Origin of the sequence: Catenuloplanes sp. NPDC051500, from assembly GCF_044454585.1 — a bacterium.
GTDB lineage: Bacteria > Actinomycetota > Actinomycetes > Mycobacteriales > Micromonosporaceae > Catenuloplanes.
In genome coordinates, this window is the sequence record NZ_JBITDX010000001.1 from 766,339 (window position 1) to 785,859 (window position 19,521).

The 19,521-nt window shown below is 69.9% G+C and carries 19 protein-coding genes; 5 read left to right on the plus strand and 14 right to left on the minus strand.

From position 1 onward, the window contains the following. Positions 1-17: 17 nt before the first annotated feature. From ACIA8K_RS03270 to ACIA8K_RS03295, 6 genes are all read right to left on the minus strand, one after another. Complete coding sequence (locus ACIA8K_RS03270; RefSeq protein ID WP_396054374.1) at positions 18-1,058, minus strand: zinc-dependent dehydrogenase; 1,041 nt, start codon at positions 1,056-1,058, stop codon at positions 18-20. Positions 1,059-1,143: 85 nt separating this feature from the next. Beyond that, a complete protein-coding gene (locus tag ACIA8K_RS03275) occupies positions 1,144-1,590 on the minus strand; it encodes a PTS sugar transporter subunit IIA (protein ID WP_396054375.1) in 447 nt (148 codons plus the stop codon). After that, the gene (locus ACIA8K_RS03280; RefSeq protein ID WP_396054377.1) at positions 1,583-1,891 is read right to left on the minus strand and encodes a PTS lactose transporter subunit IIB; all 309 of its coding nucleotides are present in this window, start codon (positions 1,889-1,891) and stop codon (positions 1,583-1,585) included. The genes ACIA8K_RS03275 and ACIA8K_RS03280 overlap by 8 nt, the downstream gene beginning before the upstream one ends. Positions 1,892-1,987: 96 nt before the next feature. After that, complete coding sequence (mtlA, locus tag ACIA8K_RS03285) at positions 1,988-3,157, minus strand: mannitol-specific PTS transporter subunit IIC (protein ID WP_396054379.1); 1,170 nt, start codon at positions 3,155-3,157, stop codon at positions 1,988-1,990. A gap of 126 nt (positions 3,158-3,283) precedes the next feature. Then, positions 3,284-4,228 (minus strand): 1-phosphofructokinase, encoded by a 945-nt coding sequence (gene pfkB / locus ACIA8K_RS03290; protein ID WP_396054381.1) that lies wholly within the window; start codon positions 4,226-4,228, stop codon positions 3,284-3,286. Then, on the minus strand, positions 4,225-4,986 hold the full coding sequence (locus tag ACIA8K_RS03295; protein WP_396054383.1) for a DeoR/GlpR family DNA-binding transcription regulator: 762 nt from the start codon (positions 4,984-4,986) through the stop codon (positions 4,225-4,227). The genes pfkB and ACIA8K_RS03295 overlap by 4 nt, the downstream gene beginning before the upstream one ends. A 252-nt stretch (positions 4,987-5,238) precedes the next feature. On the opposite strand from ACIA8K_RS03295, the gene eis reads away from it, so the two are divergent. Next, positions 5,239-6,435 (plus strand): enhanced intracellular survival protein Eis, encoded by a 1,197-nt coding sequence (eis, locus tag ACIA8K_RS03300; RefSeq protein WP_396054385.1) that lies wholly within the window; start codon positions 5,239-5,241, stop codon positions 6,433-6,435. A gap of 72 nt (positions 6,436-6,507) precedes the next feature. Here eis and ACIA8K_RS03305 read toward each other — a convergent pair whose 3' ends face one another. The 3 genes from ACIA8K_RS03305 to ACIA8K_RS03315 all read right to left on the minus strand — a co-directional run bounded on the left by ACIA8K_RS03305 (position 6,508) and on the right by ACIA8K_RS03315 (position 11,655). Next, the gene (locus tag ACIA8K_RS03305; RefSeq protein WP_396054387.1) at positions 6,508-7,131 is read right to left on the minus strand and encodes a hypothetical protein; all 624 of its coding nucleotides are present in this window, start codon (positions 7,129-7,131) and stop codon (positions 6,508-6,510) included. Positions 7,132-7,623: 492 nt separating this feature from the next. Next, entirely contained in the window at positions 7,624-8,637 is a 1,014-nt protein-coding gene (locus tag ACIA8K_RS03310) for a LacI family DNA-binding transcriptional regulator (protein WP_396054388.1), read from the minus strand. A 144-nt stretch (positions 8,638-8,781) separates the two neighbouring features. Next, positions 8,782-11,655 carry a glycosyl hydrolase gene (locus tag ACIA8K_RS03315; RefSeq protein ID WP_396054390.1) on the minus strand — a complete coding sequence of 958 codons (2,874 nt, stop codon included), beginning with the start codon at positions 11,653-11,655 and terminating at the stop codon, positions 8,782-8,784. A 200-nt stretch (positions 11,656-11,855) separates the two neighbouring features. Here ACIA8K_RS03315 and ACIA8K_RS03320 point away from each other — a divergent pair, with 200 nt between their 5' ends. Then, positions 11,856-12,632, plus strand: coding sequence for a hypothetical protein (locus ACIA8K_RS03320; protein ID WP_396054392.1), 777 nt, complete (start codon positions 11,856-11,858; stop codon positions 12,630-12,632). A gap of 253 nt (positions 12,633-12,885) precedes the next feature. Next, the gene (locus tag ACIA8K_RS03325; protein ID WP_396054394.1) at positions 12,886-13,620 is read left to right on the plus strand and encodes a hypothetical protein; all 735 of its coding nucleotides are present in this window, start codon (positions 12,886-12,888) and stop codon (positions 13,618-13,620) included. 429 nt (positions 13,621-14,049) lie between these two features. Here the strand turns inward: ACIA8K_RS03325 and ACIA8K_RS03330 are convergent, their stop codons facing one another. Continuing rightward, the gene (locus ACIA8K_RS03330) at positions 14,050-14,712 is read right to left on the minus strand and encodes a cutinase family protein (protein WP_396054396.1); all 663 of its coding nucleotides are present in this window, start codon (positions 14,710-14,712) and stop codon (positions 14,050-14,052) included. Between the two features lie 186 nt (positions 14,713-14,898). Here ACIA8K_RS03330 and ACIA8K_RS03335 point away from each other — a divergent pair, with 186 nt between their 5' ends. After that, positions 14,899-15,540 carry a DedA family protein gene (locus tag ACIA8K_RS03335; protein ID WP_396054398.1) on the plus strand — a complete coding sequence of 214 codons (642 nt, stop codon included), beginning with the start codon at positions 14,899-14,901 and terminating at the stop codon, positions 15,538-15,540. 3 nt (positions 15,541-15,543) lie between these two features. On the opposite strand, the gene ACIA8K_RS03340 is transcribed toward ACIA8K_RS03335, so the two are convergent. The 4 genes from ACIA8K_RS03340 to ACIA8K_RS03355 are packed head-to-tail and all read right to left on the minus strand — an operon-like array spanning position 15,544 to position 18,785. Continuing rightward, positions 15,544-16,188 carry a response regulator gene (locus tag ACIA8K_RS03340; RefSeq protein WP_396054400.1) on the minus strand — a complete coding sequence of 215 codons (645 nt, stop codon included), beginning with the start codon at positions 16,186-16,188 and terminating at the stop codon, positions 15,544-15,546. Beyond that, a complete protein-coding gene (locus ACIA8K_RS03345) occupies positions 16,179-17,357 on the minus strand; it encodes a sensor histidine kinase (protein WP_396054402.1) in 1,179 nt (392 codons plus the stop codon). The genes ACIA8K_RS03340 and ACIA8K_RS03345 overlap by 10 nt, the downstream gene beginning before the upstream one ends. A 34-nt stretch (positions 17,358-17,391) precedes the next feature. Beyond that, positions 17,392-18,249 carry an inositol monophosphatase family protein gene (locus ACIA8K_RS03350; RefSeq protein WP_396054404.1) on the minus strand — a complete coding sequence of 286 codons (858 nt, stop codon included), beginning with the start codon at positions 18,247-18,249 and terminating at the stop codon, positions 17,392-17,394. After that, entirely contained in the window at positions 18,246-18,785 is a 540-nt protein-coding gene (locus tag ACIA8K_RS03355; protein WP_396054406.1) for a MarR family winged helix-turn-helix transcriptional regulator, read from the minus strand. The genes ACIA8K_RS03350 and ACIA8K_RS03355 overlap by 4 nt, the downstream gene beginning before the upstream one ends. 99 nt (positions 18,786-18,884) lie before the next feature. Between ACIA8K_RS03355 and ACIA8K_RS03360 the strand changes: the two genes are divergently transcribed. Continuing rightward, on the plus strand, positions 18,885-19,382 hold the full coding sequence (locus ACIA8K_RS03360) for a hypothetical protein (RefSeq protein ID WP_396054408.1): 498 nt from the start codon (positions 18,885-18,887) through the stop codon (positions 19,380-19,382). Positions 19,383-19,521 lie beyond the last annotated feature (139 nt).

Genomic DNA, 19,521 nt, shown 5'->3' on the forward strand with positions numbered 1-19,521 from the left:
TAAAAGTGGTGGACGGCTCAGGGCTCGATCGTGACCTTGATGGCTTCGCCGCGCGCGACGATGCCGAACGCGTCGATCGCGCTGTCCAGCGGCAACCGGTGCGTGATCAGGTCGGCGACCGGGACGGCGCCGGTGGCGATCAGGCGCAGCGCCTCCGCGTTGTGCGCCGGGCTGGAACCGTTCGCGCCGACGATTGTCAGCTCGCGGTAGTGCACCAGGTTCGAGTCGACGGTGACGGTCGGCTTGTCCTTGGGCAGACCGCCGAAGAAGCTGATCCGGCCCTGGCGGGCGACCATCTGCAGCGCCTGCTCCTGGGCCGCGCCGGAGGCGGCGGCCGTGATGACCACGTCCGCGCCACGGCCGTCTGTGGCGTCAAGCACGGCCTTGACCACGTCGACCTCTTCGCCGGCGATCGCCAGGTCCGGCTTGACCAGGTCGGCGGCCATGTCCAGCCGGGCCCGGTTCAGGTCGACGAGGAAGACGCGGGCCGCGCCACGCGCCTTCGCCAGGCGGACGTGCAGGCAGCCGATCGGGCCGGAGCCCACGACCACCACGTCGTCGCCCTCGCCCACCCGGGCCAGCTCCTGGCCGTTGAGCACGCAGGCAAGCGGCTCGGCGACGGACGCCTCCGCGAAGCTGACGCCCTCCGGGATCCGGTTCAGGCCGTCAACAGCCAGAACCTTCGCGGGTACGACCATGAACTGCGCGAAGCCACCCTCGTAGTGGTAGCCCATCGACTCCTGGTTCGGGCAGATGGTCATCCGGCCGCGCTTGCACTCGTCGCACTTCCCGCACGGGATCGCGGCGATAACCTGCACGCGGTCGCCCTCGGCCCAGCCCTCGACGCCGTCGCCGAGCGCGACGATCTCGCCGGCGATCTCGTGGCCCATCACCCGCGGCGGGTGGATGTGGTGGTGGCCGAACTTGGAGATCTTGACGTCCGTGCCGCAGGTGGAACAGTTGCGCACCCGGATCTTGACCTCGCCCGGGCCGGCCTCCGGCTCGGCGACGTCCTCGAAACGGATGTCGCCCGGGGCGTGAAAGCGCACTACCTTCATGGTGAACCTTTCCTCATCGCGGCCCCAGCGGGGGACGCGAGTACGCGGGAACCTGTCGCGAGGCACTGTGGCCCCGCGAAGAGGCTCACTCCTGTTCCGCTCCGACCGGCTGCAGAAGCCGGAGTACCTCGTCGACCTCGGTGGCCTCGCGCAGCGCGGCGGCCTGGTCCGGGTCGAGCAGGATCTCGGCAAGCGCGGAGAGCAGCTCGACGTGCCCATCGCCCTTGGCCGCGATCGCCACGCAGACGGAGACGGGGTTGCCGTCCCAGTCCACGCCCTTCGGGAAGCGCAGTACCGCAAGCGCGTCCCGGTTCACCAGTTCCTTGCCGCCGAGCGTGCCGTGCGGGATGGCCACGCCCTCGCCGACGAACGTGGAGACGGACTGTTCACGCGCCAGCATCGTGTCGATGTAGCCGGCCTCGGCCGCACCGATCGCGACGAGCGTCTCGCCGCAGAGCCGAATCGCCGCGTCCCGGTCGGCCGCGACCGCGTCGAGGCGGATGGCGCGCCGGTCGAGCAGAGAGTCAGCCATTGATGTCGGCACCCGTCTGGATGGCCTTGACGACCTTGGCGACGGCCGGGTCGCCAAGGAACACCTGGAACGGCACGATGATCTTGTCGGGCGCACCGGCCCGGGCGCGGGCGGCCAGCCCGTTGTGACAGACCACCACGTCGGCGTCGGCGGGGATCGAGTTCACCGGGGTGTGCTCGACTGTCACGTTGTTCTTCACCAGCTGCTTGCGAAGCGTGCTGGCCAGCATGACGCTGCTGCCCATGCCCGCGTCACAGGCCACGACGAGCTTCTTGACGTCGCTGCCGTTGATCGTTGCCATTGGTCGTGCCTTCCGTTGTAGGTGCGGCGGATCCGCCGGTCCGCCCCCGTCGTGCACAAGCGTGCGCCGAACGGGAGCGGACCGGCGAGTGAGCTGTCAGGCAGTGCCGGGCTCGGCGACGCGGTGCGCGACGACCGGGCTGTCGGACTTGGTGGAGTCCTCGACCGGCTCGGCGCCCATGGCCTCGGCCGTGGCGTCGTCGACCTCCTGGTCCTCCTTCAGCCGGCCGAAGCCGAGCAGCGCGGAGGCCACGATGAACGAGACGGCGGCGGCGATCAGGATGCCGGCGATCATGCCGATCCAGTTGCCGACGCCCTTAGGCGTGACGGCGGCGTAGGCGAAGATCGAGCCCGGCGACGGGCTGGCGACCAGGCCGGCGCCGGTGATCATGAACGTGGTCACGCCGGCCGCGCCACCCGCGATGGTGGCCAGGATCAGGCGCGGCTTCATCAGCACGTACGGGAAGTAGATCTCGTGGATGCCGCCGAAGAAGTGGATGATCATCGCGGCCGGGGTGGACGGGCGCAGCAGCTTCGGGCCGAAGAAGAAGTAGGCCAGCAGCAGACCGAGACCCGGGCCGGGGTTCGACTCGATCATGAACATGATCGACTTGCCGTTCTCGGCGACCTGCTGGACGCCGAGCGGGGTGAACACGCCGTGGTTGATCGCGTTGTTCAGGAACAGCACCTTGGCCGGCTCGACAAGGATCGACACCGCGGGCAGCACGCCCAGGTCGACAAGCCAGTCCACGCCGTTGCCCAGCCAGGTCATGATGTTCTGGGTGACCGGGCCGATGATCCACTTCGCCAGCAGCGCGAACGCGCCACCGATGATGCCGGCCGAGAAGTTGTCGACGAGCATCTCGAAACCGGGGCGGACCTTGCCCTCGATCAGCTTGTCGAACATCTTCAGGACGAACGCGGCGAGCGGGCCCATCAGCATCGCGCCGATGAACATCGGCATTTCCGCACCGACGACGACGCCCATGGTGGCGACCGCGCCGACGACCGCGCCGCGCTGGCCGTGCACCAGACGACCACCTGTGTAACCGATGAGGATCGGCAGCAGGTACGTGATCATCGGGCCGACGAGCGCGCCGAAGTTCTCGTTCGGGATCCAGCCGGTGGGGATGAACAGGGCGGTGATCAGGCCCCACGCGATGAACGCGCCGATGTTGGGCATGACCATGCCGGCGAGGTAGCCGCCGAGGCGCTGGACCCCGGCTCGGAAGCCCGAGCCCTGTACTTGTGGGGTGTATGTGCTCATTGGAGGGGGACTCCGTTTCTGGAGGGAGACGCGCGGTGCCGCGCGGGTTGATGCAGGTCTTGCCATTCCCCGTAATGCAGTTGTGTGTAGTGCTGTGGTGCGGCTGGAGTTGAGCGCTGCCGGCGCTCAGCCCCGGGGGTGAAGCCGCCGGCCCAGATCGGGCCGGGGATCGAGGTGAACGGTCTCCCGTTCCATGTCGGCCGGACCCGGCATCCGGCTGCCCGGCTGACGCACCGCAGCGGCGCCCCAGGCCAGGCCCTCGGCCAGGGCGGACTCGCCGGTCGCGCCCGCGGAGAGGAATCCTGCCAGTAGTGCGTCGCCGGCGCCGACCGTACTGCGCGGCGCACTCACCGGGGACTTGCCGGTGACCACGCCGGAGTCCTCGATCAGCACCGCGCCGTCCGCGCCGAGGCTGGCCAGGACCGCGCCCGCGCCGGCCTTACGCAGCTTGTTCGCCGCGTCGACCACGTCGCCGAGCGTCAGCAGCTCCTCGCCGGCCGCCTCGGCCAGCTCCTCGCGGTTCGGCTTGACCAGGGCGGCGCCGGCCGCGGCCGCGGCGCCGAGCGCGGGACCGCTGGTGTCGACAGCGAGTCGCACGCCGGCTGCCACGAGCCGGGCGCACAGCTCGCCGAACGCCGCCACGGACGGCCCCGGCGGCAGGCTGCCGCAGAGCACGACCCATTCGGCGGTACGCGCGGCGTCAAGCACTGCGTCGGTGACCGCGACGAACTCGTCGGGCGCCAGCTCGGGACCGGCCTCGTTGATCTTCGTAACCGTGCCGTCCGGCTCGGCAAGCGTGATGTTGGACCGGGTGCGGCCGGCGATCGGCACCGCGACCATCGCGACGCCCTCCGCCTCAAGCATCCGGACCAGCTGCGCGCCCTCCTCGCCGCCGCACGGCACCACGGCCGTGGACTCGACGCCGTTTGACAGCAGCGCGCGGGAGACGTTGACGCCCTTGCCACCCGGGTCGATGTGCGTGCTGGTGGCGCGCAGCACCTCACCGTGGGTGAGCGTGTCGATCTCCATCGCCCGGTCCAGGCTCGGGTTCAGCGTGACTGTGACGATCATGCCCGGACCACCCGCACGCCCGCGGCCTCGACCTCGTCGGCGAGCTCGGCGTCGAGCCCGTTGTCGGTTATCAGCAGGTCGAGATCGGACATCGAGCCGAACCGCGCGAGGTAGTCGTTGCCGACCTTGGTGTGGTCGGCGAGCAGCACCACCCGGCGGGACGCGTTGATCATCGCGCGTTTCACCGCGGCCTCGGCCGGATCCGGTGTCGTCATTCCGCGCTCGGCCGAGAGCCCGTTGGTACCCATGAAGGCGACGTCCACGTACATCTCCTCGAGAGGACGTAGCGCCCAGTCGTCGACGGTGGCCAGGGTCTTGCCCCGGAGCCGGCCGCCGAGAAGCAGCACGCTGAGGTTGGACTTGAGAGCCAGCGAGGCGGCGATGACCGGCGAGTTGACCACGACGGTCAGCTCCCGGTCGGAGGGGAGGAGCTGGGCCAGACGCGCGGTGGTGGTGCCCGCGTCGAGGATGATCGCCCCTTCGGCCGGCACCTCGGCCAGCGCCGCCTTGGCGATCCGCTCCTTCTCACTGATCAGGACGGAGTCACGGGCGGCAAGCGCCGGCTCGAAACCGATCCGCTCGACCGGGATCGCCCCGCCGTGAACCCGGCGCAGCACGCCGGCCCGCTCCAGAACGGTGAGGTCGCGCCGGATCGTTTCAGCCGTTACGTTGAGGCCGTCGGCGAGCGCCATCACGTCGACCCGCCCGTTGGCGCGAGCGAGCCGCAGGATCTCCTGCTGGCGCTCTTCCGGGTACATCGCGTTCCACCGCCCCGCTTCGTGTTTGGCTTTGCCTTTGTTTACGCCCGACTGTGTGGGAAGTCAACACCACTACGTAACTTCTCTGACATCTAAGGGTTGCCAAGTCAGTGATCTCGGACATATAGGGCAGCGATAACCAGCGTGAACTCGGCCCGGGTGGTTGGGCTCACGCCGTACCCCCTCATGTTGGATTCTGTGGTTTTGGCTTTATCCGATGGCGGCGAGGGCGCGAACGGGGTGGGATGAGGCATGGAGATTCGCCAGATCAGTGCCGACGAGGTGGACCGGATCATGCCGATCCGGGTGTACGCGTTCGAGGCCTCGCCGCTCACGCCCGAGAAGACCGACGAGATCGCCCGGTTCATGAGCTTCCGCACGCAGAACACCACGCTTACCGCGGAGGAGGACGGCGAGATCCTGGCCAGCGTCTCCGGCATCCCGATGCGGCAGAACGTGCGCGGCGCCGTGCACCGGATGCTCGGCGTGGCCGGCGTGGTCAGCAACCCGCTCGCCCGGCGGCGCGGGCACGTCCGCACGCTCATGCACGAGCTGATGCGCCGCGGCCGCGAGGACGGGCGGTCGGTCAGCACGCTCTACCCGTTCCGCGGCACCTTCTACGGGCGGCTCGGCTACGTCGGCCTGGCCTCGGCGAAAACGGTCACGCTGCGGCCCACGGACCTGGCGTCGCTGCTCGCGCTCGACCTCCCCGGCGAGGTGAAGGTGCGCCGGATCGCGGACGGCTGGGACGACATGATCACGCTGCTCGACCGCGCGCTGACCAGCCGGCACGGCTTCGCGGAGTTCCCGGACTACAGGCGTCACCAGTTCCGGGATGAGAACCGGCACTGGCTTGTCACCGCGCACGCCGGCGGCGAGGTGGTGGGCGCGATCCCCTACCGGATCACCGACTACGGCGGCGAGCTGATCGGCGACCTGATGCTCCACGACGGCGCGATCGCCCGCGCGCTGCTGCTGCGGTTCCTGGCCACGCACGCCGACCAGGTCGAGACGATCACGCTGGGCGTGGGCCCGTCCGAGACGCCCGAGCTGTGGAGCACCGACTTCGCCGGCACGGTCACCAGCACCGTCAAGATCCCGCACCCGGCGCCGCCGATGGTCCGGGTGCTCGACCTGCCCGCACTGGCCGGGCTGCCGGCCGGCGAGGCCCGGGTGGCGCTGAGCGTGGTGGACGACCCGTTCCTCGGCGGCGACTGGGTACTTGACGGTGCCGGCGGCGCACTCACGGTGTCAGGCGGGTCATCCGGCTCGGCCGGCTCGTCGGCCGAGGTTCGGCTGACCGCCGCCGCGCTGTCCGGCCTGGTTTACGGCGTACTCGGCCCGGAGGAGATCGTGGCGCGCGGGCTCGGCGTCGTGCCGCCGTCCGCCTGGGACGACCTCGCCACGCTCTTCCCGCGCGCCGATCCGTGGGTCTTCCTGAACTTCTAAGCGCTGTATCGACGTGGGATGCCGGGCTGCGGCGCAGTCCAGGCGCCGCCTGGCCGCACGTCGATACAGCGCCTAGATGTAGGCGGTCGCAAGCGTGAACCGGTGCTCCGCGGTCTCCGCCTCCAGGCGCTCCTGACCCTCGGCCCACGACGGCACCGCGCCCTCGGGGTCAAGCACGCGCGCGATCGTCAACGTCAGGCCACCGGCCGTGATCACCGTAGGGTCGCCGTCCTTCACGGCCGGCCGCGTGTTCACGGCCGGCGCCTGCGACGCCGTGCCGGTCCCCCTCGCCCTGCAGTCCGGCGTGCGCTCCCGCCGGTCCTCCGCGAAGATCTCCGGCGCGTTCCCGGCGCCGGTGAGCACCGCGTGCGCCAGCGCGGTCGCGTAGACCGGGTCACCTGCCGCGTCGTAGATCCAGCGGGTGCCCAGCACGGAATGCTCACTTGTGCCGAGCAGATGCGCGTCCGCCCCGGCCAGCGGCGCACCCCGGTAGGTAAGTGGCACGTGGTAGATCTTCTGGTCTCGCACCAGAAGCACCTCGACGCCCGCCCTGCCCGCCGGATCGTCGAACCGGAACGCCGCCACCCGCTCGACACCTGCCGCCGCCGAGCCGTCGAACCAGGGCCGGGACGGCAGCCAGCCGTTGAGCAGCTCAAGCTTCGAGGGAACGAGTTGCGCCTTGTGAAGGATCGCCATACCTAGAGCCTAGAGACGGGCGCCACGCGCGCCGAGACCGCCATCGTCATGATCGTTTCACCGGATACGGAGACCCACGCTCAGGCGAATCACTGTCACTGACAGGATCGTCGATCCCCGCGGCAGAGCGCCACACGGAGGCGACACACCAAGCCGCCGGAAAGGCGATATTCAAGCCGCGCGGATGTTGCACCAACAGAGACTCGGAGAATGCGCTTCATTGGCACCACCGGACCGCATTGTGCAGGCATTTCCCCTGCCTGGAGCGCTCCGGCCGCCATGCGAAATCCTCTCACCGCATCACGGCCGACAGCACAGCATGCAGTCACACCGCGACCACTCATTCATCAAATGACAATTGCGCGGGAACGCATTCAGCAACATAGCCGCGTGTCGCGCGGCAGCACGCGGTAAACGGTGGCATACGTCGCAGTCGAACAGCACAGGGCCGGCACGGAACCGGGTCACCCGATCGGTGAGGCGGCGAGCGCGTCAGGCGGACTCGCGGAGGATCAGGTCGGTGGGGAGGAGGACCGCGGGAGCCACCGGCTCGCCGGCCAGGATGATGAGCATCTGGCGGGCGATCTGGCGGCCCAGGTCCACGATGGGCTGGCGGACAGTTGTCAGCGGCGGGTCGGTGAACTGGGCGATCTCGATGTCGTCGAAGCCGATCACGGCCACGTCGTCCGGGACGCGGCGGCCGGCGGCGCGCAGGGTACGCAGCGCGCCGTGGGCCATCAGGTCGGAGGCGATGAAGACCGCGTCGATGTCGGGGTCCGCGTCGAGCAGCTCGCGCATGGCGACGGCGCCGGACTCCCGGGTGAAATCGCCATATGCGACACGCGGGATCTGGCCGTCCGCGACCACGGCGTCCCGGTACGCGGCCAGCCGGTCGATGCCGGCGATCATGTCCTGCGGGCCGGCGATTGTGGCGATCCGGCGGCGGCCCGCGGCGAGCAGGTAGTCCATCGCGGAGGAGACGCCGGCGATGTGGTCAACGTCGACGTACGGCACGCCGCTGTTGTTCTGTAGCGGGCGCCCGCTACAGACGACCGGGATGCCGAGCCCGGCAAGCGCGGCGGGAAGCGGGTCAGCACCGTGCATCGAGGCGAACATGACGCCGTCGACGTGGCCGGCCATCGCGTAGCGCTCGACGCGGCTGTGCCCGGCGGTGGAGCCGGCGAGCATCAGGACCAGCTGCCGGTCGCCGGCCTCGAGCTCCTGGCTGACGCCGCGGATGATGCCGGGGAAGAACTGGTCGTCGGAGAAGACCCGGTTGGGCATCTCGGGGAGGATCAGCGCGATCGAGTCGGTCCGCTGGGTGACCAGGCTGCGGGCCGCCTGGTTGGGCACGTAGCCCATCTCCTGGACGGCCGTCTTGACCTTCTCCTGGATGTCCTCGGCGACAGTTGTGGAGCCGTTGACGACGCGGGACACGGTCGCCCGTGACACGCCGGCCCGACGGGCCACGGCCTCCAACGTCGGACGCTCCCGAGCCGCCGTCACGTGCACACCCGCTCTCTCAAGATTTGCGGAAAGATCGTTTCAGAACCGTTTCAGCGCTGCCTGTGCAGCGTACCGGCCGAGGTCGAGGACGGGTGTCCCGCCTGATCGGACCAGAAGGTCCACCAGGCAGGACACCCGGAAATCTCAGGACAGCGGGAGGCGGATGATCGACTGGTTGCCGACGCCGAGCGTGGAGGCGCCGTTTCCGATCGCGTTCCACACCTCGACCCTGACCGTGCCGTTGCGCAGGTCGCCGAGCGCGCCGGACGAGGAGACGAGCCCCGCGGCCTGCGTGTAGTGCTCGTAACCGCCCACCGGATCGGTGGCGAAGTACCTGTAGGTCTCCACCCGGTCGGCAGTGCCGTCGCCGGTCAGGTCGTAGGAGACCCGGACCTGGGTGCCGTTGCCGACGCCGGTGCCCGCGTCCACGAACAGATCAAAGGCGGTGCTGCCTCCGTTGTACGTGTTGGTGACGCCGGTCGCGGTGAACGTGGCCGGGTTGTGCGGCGTGCCGTCGTAGTTGCCGCCGCCTGCCGAGCTGACCGACACCGACCCGGCGCCCGTGGCCGTGCCGTTCAGCCCGCCCCCGGAGGTCAGGTAACGGCTGGCCGCGCCCGGCGGCACCGTCGGCGTGGGTGACGGCGTCGGCGACGTGGTGGGCTGAGTGCCACCCCCGCCACTGCCGCCGGTCCAGACCCAGGCGCCGGTGGTCGCGGTCTTCCCGGCCGGCACGGTGAGCGTCGTACCCGTGGAGAACGTGACGGTGATCGGGCTGGAGCTGACGTTCGACGCCACGTAGGTACGCGCCCCGTTCTTGACGAACGTCGCGGTAAGCGGGTGGTTGGCGGTGACTGAGGTGTCCACGGTGCCGAGCGCGGACAGGTTACGCAGCCAGTGGAACGTGTGCGCCTTGCTCTCCCCCTCCTCGGAGGTGAAGCCGTTGTTGGCCCGGAAGTTGGCAAGCGCCTGGTCGGGGTTGCCGAGCGCCAGGAACTCCCACAGGATGTCCTGCCACACGGTCGGCGCGCCGCCGTTGTTCCGTACCAACTCGTTGTAGTTGGTGGTCACATAGGACGGGTTGTAGCCGAGGTAGAGGTGGCCGCCGGTGACCGGCAGCATGTTGATGCCCTGGATCATCTCCGGATCGGCGGTGAACCAGGTGGCGTACGCGCCGCCGCTCCCCCAGACCATGCCGACAGTGCTGTGCCCGAACGCGGCCGGGAAGTTCGTGTCCGACGAGTCGAACCAGTACTCCTGGATCGCGGCCGCCTGCGTGGTGTAGATGAAGACCCCGGCGTCGCGAACGGCGGTGTTGCCGGTGACCTGGCCCCACTGGATCAGCGCGTTCGCGAAGTTCATCCCCTCGGAGCTGGACTCCTGGTTGTTGCCGGAGCCGAACGAGCCGTGCCCGGACGCCCAGTCGTGACCGGCATAGATATCGAAATCGCGGAGGTACGGGAAGCGCGTGTCATTGCGGTCGTAGTTGTTCGCGTCCCGGATCAGCAGGTCGATCATGCCGCCGTACTGGCCGCTCGAGGCCCACGACGGGTCGAACCGGGCGAGCGTGGCCGCGGCCGCGATGTAGTACCCGTAGTGGAAGTGGTGGTCGTTGAGCTCCTGGTCGGAGCCGTACGACGCCGGGTAGCCGATAAGCGTGCCCCAGTTGGCGTTGTAGTAGAACAGCGACTGCGACTCGCCTGACGACGCGGTCAGCCAGTTCGTCAGCCGGGACTTGATCGCGGCGAGCGCGCTTGTCCGCACCGCCGTGTTGCCGACCTGGTCCGCGATCTCCGCGATCCGGGCCGCGCGTCCGAGCCCCTTGCCGGTCCAGTACGTGTCCGGCCCGCGGTTGTCCTCCGGGTTCGCCTGTGCCGCGCTCAGGTAGTTGTTGAGCGTGGTCAGGTCCGCGCCGGAGTTGCCGACGCCGGGGATCTCCGGAAGCGTGCCACGGAACGTCATGGCGGTCCGGAAGCTGCTGACGCCGGTCAGCACCTTCATCGCACCGCGCGCGGAGACGTAGGTGTCCGCGATCGGCGTCGACCCGCTCAGGTACTTCCACTGGTGCGGGTAGAGCGAGACCACGGTGCCGGTGGCGCTCCCCTCCCGTGCCGTGGTGGTGAAGCTGTAGGTGGTGCTCAGCGCGTTGTTGCTGTTCGGGCTGTAGGTGTAGGCGATCCTCGTGCCTGTCACGTGCGCGTGCGCGTAGGTGCCGTAGGACGATGCCAGCGCCTGCTTCGCGGCCGTCGAGGTCGAGGACGTGGTCGGCAGCACCGCCACCGAGAAGTACCCGCGCCCGGCCAGCGCCGACGTAATCGACGTGCCGCTGACCGCCCAGCTCGCACCGGACGGCGCATAGGCCACGTAGTCGCTGCCGCCGGCCGTGAAGCCGATGACGTTGCCGCTGTTCGACCACACGCTCGGCGTGCCGGCCGTGGTGAGCTGCGCATTGCCGCCGGTCACCTGGTAGTAGGAGAACGGCAGCCCGTGCCCGATGGTGGCCTTGAGCGTGCGCGCGCCGTCACTCCAGTAGGGCGTGACGGTCCAGTCGCTCCAGCCGTCCACCTTGACGTCCGGCGAGTTCAGTCCCGCGACGCCGACGAGCAGATCCTGCTGGTACGGATAGTGGTACTCGCCCACGCCGGTCGCGGTGCCGCTTATCGTCGGCGTGGTGGTGTAGGAGACGCCGAGCCCGCCCGCGGACGGGTCGAAGGAGAGCGGGTGCGCGTGCAGCGGCTCGCTGTAGGAGCAGTCGGTGCGCTTGAAGAGCAGGGACGACCACCAGTCATTCGTGGGTACGGCGCCGGACGGGGCGTTCGCGGTCACGTACTGGCGGGGGTTCGTGGTGAGCGCGCCGCAGCCGTTGGGCAGCGCCGCGCCGGCCGGGAGCGTCTCGGCATAGCTGCCGGCGCCGACGACCGCGGCGTCCGCGGTGCCGGTGATCGCGACGGTGAGCAGGCCGGATGCGAGTGCGAGGACGGCGCCGGCGGCGATGGACCGCCGGCGTTGTGGTGAGGACATAGGGACCTCTTCCTGGCGGGACACCGGAGGACGAGCCGGTGGCCGCGCTCTCTGAGAGCGCTTTCACGGGGGTGGCATCAGAGTGACGTTCGTCGCTGCACCTGTCAAGAGAGCGCTCTCAACATTGGCGTACGCCGATAGCGACGAACATCGATCCCGGGGTACGGTGGAAGCCCGTCGCCTCGAAGGAGGATCAGCGCGTGCGCAGTCGTACCCTCGCCGGATCTGCCCTGGTCCTTGCTCTTCTCGCCGGTTGCGGTGGCGGCGATCCCGCGCCGGAGAACACCGCCGACGCGGCCCGGGAGTCCGCGATGACCGCGCTCGCCCACTCCGACGACCACCTGCAGACCGAGAGCTTCACTGTCGAGGTCGAGTCCGGCGACGCCATGCGCACCACGAGCAGGATGGACGTGCCGAACCGGCGCGCGGAGATGGCGCTCCGCCAGGCGACAGGCGAGGAGCAGTCGATGACGATCCGCACGCGACTACTCGGCGACGACGTCTTCATGCAGATCGAGGGCGCCTCGATCCCCGGCGTCGACACCCGCTGGATGCGCATCGACAGGTCGAAGATCGGGCGCGGCCTGGAGGTTGGCTTCACCCCCGGCACGAACGACGCGGGCGGCGCCGGCCGACTGCTCGCCGCGATCACCGATGCGCGGCGACTGCCGGACGGCCGGTACAAGGGCACGGTCGACCTCGCCCAGGTCGGCACCGGCACCGGCCTGTCCTTCAGCACCTCCGACATCGCCGGGCTGGGCGACGCGGCCCGCGCGGTCCCGTTCCTGGCCACTGTGGACGAGCGCGGCCGCCTCACCCACCTGCAGATCGACCTCCCCGCGATCACCGCAGGCAAGGCACCCACGATCGAGACCCGGTACACCGCCTTCGGTGAGCCGTTCGACGTGCAGGCGCCCCCGGCCGGCCAGGTGGTGACCCCACCGGACTCGGTGTATCGGTACTTCGGCGGCCGGTGACGCCGTCGCGCATGCGACACCCGCGTGTTCCCCCTGGTCACCCACCTGGGCGACGCCCTTGTCCGGCAGCGGCGAGGGCTCGAACACTTGACGTGAGTGATACCGGGGAGAGCGTGAGTGAGGGGTGCCGTCATGGGGTCGTACAACATTCCGGGGTGGATGGGGTGGGTGGTCGCCGGGGTCGGGCTGATGGTGATCACGGCGAGCGCGATATTGCTGGCGTGAGGTTGCGCCGGTAAGCGAAGATCTCTCTGTGACCACGCTCAGCCAGATCATCGCGATCACCAAGGGTGTCAAGGCGCAGAGCCTCCGCGACTTCACCGACGCGCACCGGAACACGCAGAAGGCCCCGTTGCTGTCCGGCATCTCCCGGAAGTACCGGCCGAAGGACGAGGAGGGCGAGCAGCTGCCGCCCGAGTCGACGCGTGTGCAACTGTCCGCGGAGGACGTGCTGGCCGAGACCGCGAAGACGCTCACCCGCCTCTTCGACCTGGTGCTGACGCAGGACACGGCGAACACGGTGGCCAAGGCGGACGTGGTGGTCGACGGGCAGACGCTGCTGCGCGACGTGCCGGTGACCTACCTGCTGTTCCTCGAGAAGCAGCTCACCGACCTGCACACGTTCGTGGACAAGCTGCCCGTGCTGGACCCGGCGGAGAGCTGGTCGTTCAGCCCGGAGATCGGGGCCTACGCGTCGGACCCGGTGGAGACGGTGCGCAGCCGCAAGGTGATGCGAAACCACGTCAAGGCCGAGGCGACAAAGGAGCACCCGGCGCAGGTCGAGGTCTACACCGAGGACCAGCCGGCCGGCTACTGGACGACTGTGAAGCTCTCCGGCGCGCTGCCCGCGACGAGGGTGAAGGAGCTGCGCGAGCGGGTGGAGAAGCTGCAGCAGTCGGTGAAGTTCGCCCGCGAGCAGGCGAACTCGCACGAGGTGACCGACTACAAGGCGGGGGACGCCGTCTTCGGTTATCTGTTTGCACGGTAAGTGCACATAGGACTCCCCGCTGTGGAGCGGCGGGGCAGGGCGCCTGACCGGCGTCTACAAAACTGAGACTGAACAGATCAAGCTGAAACGCCGCAACGGTGACAGTGAAGGTTCGAGTCCTTCCCCCGCGACCACACGCCGCGGGGTAGCCCAATCGGTAGAGGCAGCCCGAGGGCACCATCACGCTCAGATTCTCGCTCCAGGCTCAGCATTCGCCACCGATCGCCAGATCGAGCGGCCGCGGAACTAGTCACGTGATACCGGTTCGAGTCCGGTTCGCACCTCCAAACACGGTGCGGTAGCTCAATGGCAGAGCACGATGACCTTCAGATTGAACCGCGGCCTTAAACGTCACTGGCGTGCGCAACTGGGTGGCACAGCGGGGGCCCCGGGTAGGGTAACCCGGGGCTCCTCCATATCCAGATCTTTCTATGAGACCCGATCCGCGGTGAACGCGACCGCCTCGTCCTGGAAGCCGGCGTAGTTGAGATGCGCGGCGAGGCTCGTGCCGGACTGGCAGAAGCGGTCGTTGCGGTTGCAGTACGACTGGATGCGGTCGGCGAACTCGTCCAGGCGCCCGGCGCCGCGCGGGAAGACGCCCTGGCGGGTGCCGTCCGTGACGTTGAAGTCCTCGCCGCGGGTGAACGACGGGTCGCCGAAGAGCAGCACTGACGCCACCTTCCCGGCCAGCTCGTCGTCCAGGCCGGCGAGCGTGTCGCCGACCACGTCCGCACCCTGCGAGTAGCCCATCAGCACGAATCGCGTGTCCTCGCACTCCGCTGCCGTCGCCGCGAGGTCGTCCTTCAGCTCGGCGACGCCGGCCCGCACGCTCGCGGTGTAGTTGAAGTTCGCCGGGTAGTCGAGCGCGGTCGTGCGCACCGTTTCCGGTATCTCACGGGTCATCCGGTCGGCCAGGGGCGTGAGCACGATGCCCAGGCCGGGGCGTTCGGTGGTGCCGCGCGCGCCGATGATCTCCACGTCCGCGCACGCGTTGCCGGGGGCCACTGCGGCGAACGCGTACGGCCCGGCGACCACGCCGCCGCCGACGATCAGCGCGCCCGCGAGGACGACGGCCAGCTTCTTGCCCTTCATGACGATCTCCCATCCACCGGAAGTTATGTGAGCGCCGGTGCACATACTTTTACGGGCACCGGCGCAGCAGGGGTTCACACCGAACGGGTGACACTGCGCTACCTGACATACCTGCGGTTTTCCGCAGGGGAGCCGGGTGGCCCGCCACATTCCGGAGCGAGGCCTCCGTTTCTACGGTTGTCAACCATGGCCATAACCAACGAACCGATGGACGGGGTCCCCGGCTGGGCGGTCTCGATCATGGAGACGCTCGGCGCGCCCGGCGCCGGACTCCTCATCGCGCTTGAAAATCTGTTCCCGCCGCTGCCCAGCGAGGTGATCCTGCCGCTCGCCGGGTTCGCCGCCTCCCGCGGCGACCTCAGCCTGGCCTCGGCGCTCTTCTGGACCACCGCCGGCTCCGTGGCCGGCGCCGTGGTCCTCTACTGGATCGGCGCGGCGATCGGCCGTGACCGGCTGCGGGCGATCGCGGACCGGCTGCCGCTGATCAAGCTCTCCGACATCGACCGGGCCGAGGCGTGGTTCGCGCGGCACGGCGGCAAGGCGGTGCTGTTCGGCCGCATGATCCCGATCTTCCGCAGCCTGATCTCGGTGCCGGCCGGGGTGGAGCGCATGCGGTTCGGCCTGTTCCTGCTCTACACCACGCTTGGCAGCGCGATCTGGAACACCGTCTTCGTGGTCGCCGGGTACGTGCTCGGCGAGAACTGGCACGTCGTGGAGCAGACCGTCGGCGTCTACTCCAAGGGCGTGCTTGCGGTCGTCGCGGTCGCGGCCGTGGTGTTCGTGCTCTACCGCATCCGCAAGCGGGTGCCTACTCGCCCGGGTATCTAGTCTTTACTCGCCCAGGTATCTGAGGACGGCCAGGACGCGGCGGCTGTAGCCGTCCGCGTCCGCCAGGCCGAGCTTGTCGAAGATCGACCGGACGTGCTTCTCCACAGCACTCTGCGACACGTGCAGGCGTACCGCGATCGAGGCGTTGTTGTGTCCCTGCGCCATCGCGTCGAGCACGTCCTTCTCCCGGCCGGTCAGCCTGGTCAGCGGGTCCGTGTGCGTGGTCCGGCGCAGCAGCTGCCGGACCACCTCGGGGTCGAACGCGGTGCCGCCCGCACCCACCCTGGCCAGCGCCTCAAGGAACTCCCCCACGTCCGCGACCCGGTCCTTGAGCAGGTAGCCGACGCGGGTCCCGTGGCCGGTGAGCAGCTCCACCGCGTAGCGCTGCTCGACGTACTGGGACAGCATCAGCACGCCGATCGACGGCCAGCGGCGCCGGATCTCCAGCGCCGCGCGCAGGCCCTCGTCCGTGTGGTTCGGCGGCATGCGCACGTCCGCCACCACCAGGTCCGGCAGGTGCTCCGCGACGGACTCGACAAGCGCGGCGCCGTCGCCGACCGCGTCCACAACCGTGTAGCCCTCGTCCACAAGCAGCCGGCGCAGACCGTCCCGGAGCAGCGCGGAGTCCTCCGCAAGGATCACCCGCACGGCAGCGTCACCCGCACCTCGGTCGGGCCGCCCACCGGGCTGATCACCGCGAACCGGCCGTCAAGCGCCGCCACCCGCCGCGCCAGGCCGGTAAGGCCCGCGCCGCCCGGGTCCGCGCCGCCGCTGCCGTCGTCCGTCACTCTGACAGTCATCGTCTTCCTCTCCCGCGTCACAAGGATCTCGATGCGGGAGGCGGACGCGTGCTTGACCGCGTTCGTCACCGCCTCGGACACCACGAAGTAGGCAGCGGTCACCACCGGCGCGGGCGGCGTCTCCGGCACGTCGTACCGGACCGTCACCGGGATCGGCGCGCGCTCGGCCACCCCGGCCAGCGCGTCCCGCAGGCCAAGCGTGTCAAGCGCGGCCGGATAGACCCGCCAGGCCACCTCGCGCAGCTCGTCCAGCAGCTCCCGGGACTCGTCGTGCGCCTGGGCCAGCAACCCGGCGGACTTCACCTCGTCACCTGCCGCGGCGCTGCGGCGGGCACGGCCGAGCAACATGCCGAGCGCGACAAGCCGCTGCTGCACGCCGTCATGCAGGTCCCGCTCGATCCGGCGGCGCTCCGCGTCGACCGCCTCCACCACGTCCGCACGGGTGGCGGAGAGCTGTTCGATGCGCAGGCGCAGCAGGTCGGCCGGGGTCGGGCCGAGGAAGCGGCGGGCGACACGACGCTCCAGCCGGACCACGCCGATCAGGCCCTGCACGCCGAGGAAGAGCGCGAAACCGCAGGCCACGGCCAGGTAGGTGATGATCCAAGGGCTGGGCGGGATGTTGTCCGGATGCCGGCCGGTGAGCCAGTACCAGGCGAAGACCACGACCGTGGCGGCGCCGTAGACGAACAGCAGCAGGATGCCGCCGCCGAGCAGGCCGACCGGCCAGCGCACACCGAGGTAGGCGAGCGCGCGCTCCGGGCCGTACCCCCGATAGGTCTTGGCATTGGCATCGCCGAAAAGGCGGAAAAGGCGAAACCGCTCGAATTCCACGAACGCCAGCACGGTACGGGTGAGGCGGTGCATCGACACCTCACGCGCGGACGGCCAGGCCAGCGCCGGGGCCAGCACCACGCCGGCGGCGGCCAGCGCGAGCACTGTGGCGACCGCGGTGAGCGCGCCGGCGATCAGCCCCAGGACCAGGCGCGCACTCGCGGTGGCCATGCTCCAGATCCGCACCGGGTCAAGGCTAGCGGCTGCGGCTTTCCTCAGTTCAGGCTGTGGTTTTCCGCAGGTCGTGGGCCGCGATCCGGGACGCGAGGCCGTCGGCAAGCGTGCGCGGCGCGGCCAGCAGCACCGAGCCGACAAGCCGGACGTCAACGCCCGCCTCGGTCGCGATCGGCCAGCCCGCCGAGTAGTCCCAGCGCTTGGTGTGGTCCTCGACGTAGATGTCGAGGCGCCCTGCCCCGATCCAGCAGAGCGCGAGCGCGGTGGAGCCGACCATCCGGACGCCGCGCACCTCCGGCGCCAGCCCGGCGAGGAAGGCGGACTGGTGCGGGCGGCGGCCCAGGTCGTAGGCGAAGCCGGTGGAGAGCACCGCGTCCGCGAGCGTGGGATCCGGCCCGCGGCGCATCGGCTCGCCGCCGCGGTAGGCGCCCGCACCGGTGACCGCGTGGAACAACTCGTCGTGCACCGGGTCATAGATCACGCCCAGCCACGGCTTCCATCCGTCGCCGTCGCGCCGTTCGCAGCCCACGCTCACGCACCAGAACGGGATGCCGCTGAGGTAGTTGACAGTGCCGTCAAGCGGGTCGACCACCCACCGGTAGGCGGAGGCGCCGTCGTGCGATGCGCCCTCCTCGCCGAGCACGGAGTCGTCCGGCCGGTGGCGGCGCAGGTATGTCAGCGCCACCTCCTCCGCGGCCCGGTCCGCGTCGCTGACCAGGTCGGTCGCGCTGCTCTTGACGTCGATCCGGGCCGGCCCGCGGAAGCGGCGCAGCAGCTCCGCACCGGCCAGCCGGGCGACCCGCTCCGCGACCGCGAGCGCCGGTGCCGCATCGGCAGCCGCTTCCGGGACGCGTGGTGCCGCGCCGGTCACCGTTGCCGGGCCGCGCGCTGCCGTGCCGGTCACCGCTTCCGGGCCGTGTTGTCCACGCTGGGGGTGTCGCCAAGCGCAAGCAGGACCTCGCGCAGCGCGTCGGCGGCGGCACGGGCGGCTTCCGGGCTGACCCGGGCCAGCACCGCGTGCTGCGCCTCGGTCTGCGCCCGCACCGCGGCCTCGGCCGTCTCCATGCCCTGCACGGTGAGCCGGACCCAGGTCGAGCGCGCGTCGCGGTCGTCCGCCTCCTTGACCACCAGGCCGTCCACCACCAGGCGGCGGAGCAGGTTGCTGGTGCCGCCGGAGGAGAAGCGCAGGCGGTCGATCAGGTCGACGGGACGCAGCCGGTACGGCTCACCGGCGGCGCGCAGCACGTAGAGGACCTCCTGCTCGGCCTTGGTGAGACCGAGCGCGGCCAGGCTGGCGTTGGTCGCCTCGTGGATCAGGATGCTGAGCCGGGAGGCGCGCTTGCACAGCTCCAGCTCGACACCGGCGAATGTGGGCAGGTCCGACCGCCACGCCTCGACAAGCGCGTCGACAGCGTCCCGGCGTGCGGTGGCCTCGTTCACGTGACAAGCATACATTTCACCTTGCATCCGGAAAGCTTTGCCGATAGCTTTTCAAAAAGCTTTCCTGATTAGCGCTCCACTCGAGGGAGGGACAGCATCATGATCGTCCTCCGCAACGGCCACGTCATCACCATGGATCCGCAGCTCGGCGAGCTGCCCGCGACCGACGTGCTCATCTCCGGCGACCGGATCCAGGCCATCGGCCCCGCGCTCCCCGCCGAGGGCGCCACCGAGATCGACATACGCGGCGAGGTCGTCCTGCCCGGCTTCGCCACCATGGCCGGGCCGGACACGTTCCGCCAACTGCGCGCCGCACTCCGCGTCGAGCGGACCGGCAGCGCCTGCGCCCCCGCGCCCGGCACCCGCCCGGTCACCGAGGCCGCCACCGAGACGCTGCGCACCGCCGGAAACGGCTCGATCAGCGTCGGCGGCCGCGCCGACCTGGTCACGCTCGGCGGCCTCGAACACGTCATGGACGTCTCCCGCCTGGCCGGCGCCGTCGTCACCTCCCTCGGCCCGGACGACGTCCGCACCGTCATGATCGGCGGCCGCATCGTGCGCGGCGGCCTGGCCCCGGCGGAGACCATCGCCGCCTGACCGGCCATGCCGTTTCGGGTCGAAGCGCGGTCGCCGGCGCTTCGCACCCCCGAAGCCGGCGTTCCTCAACCGGCAACGTCTCGACGTGCCGGGCGCCGCGCGCGGTCCTTGCCCACCTGCAAGAGCTTCACAATCACGA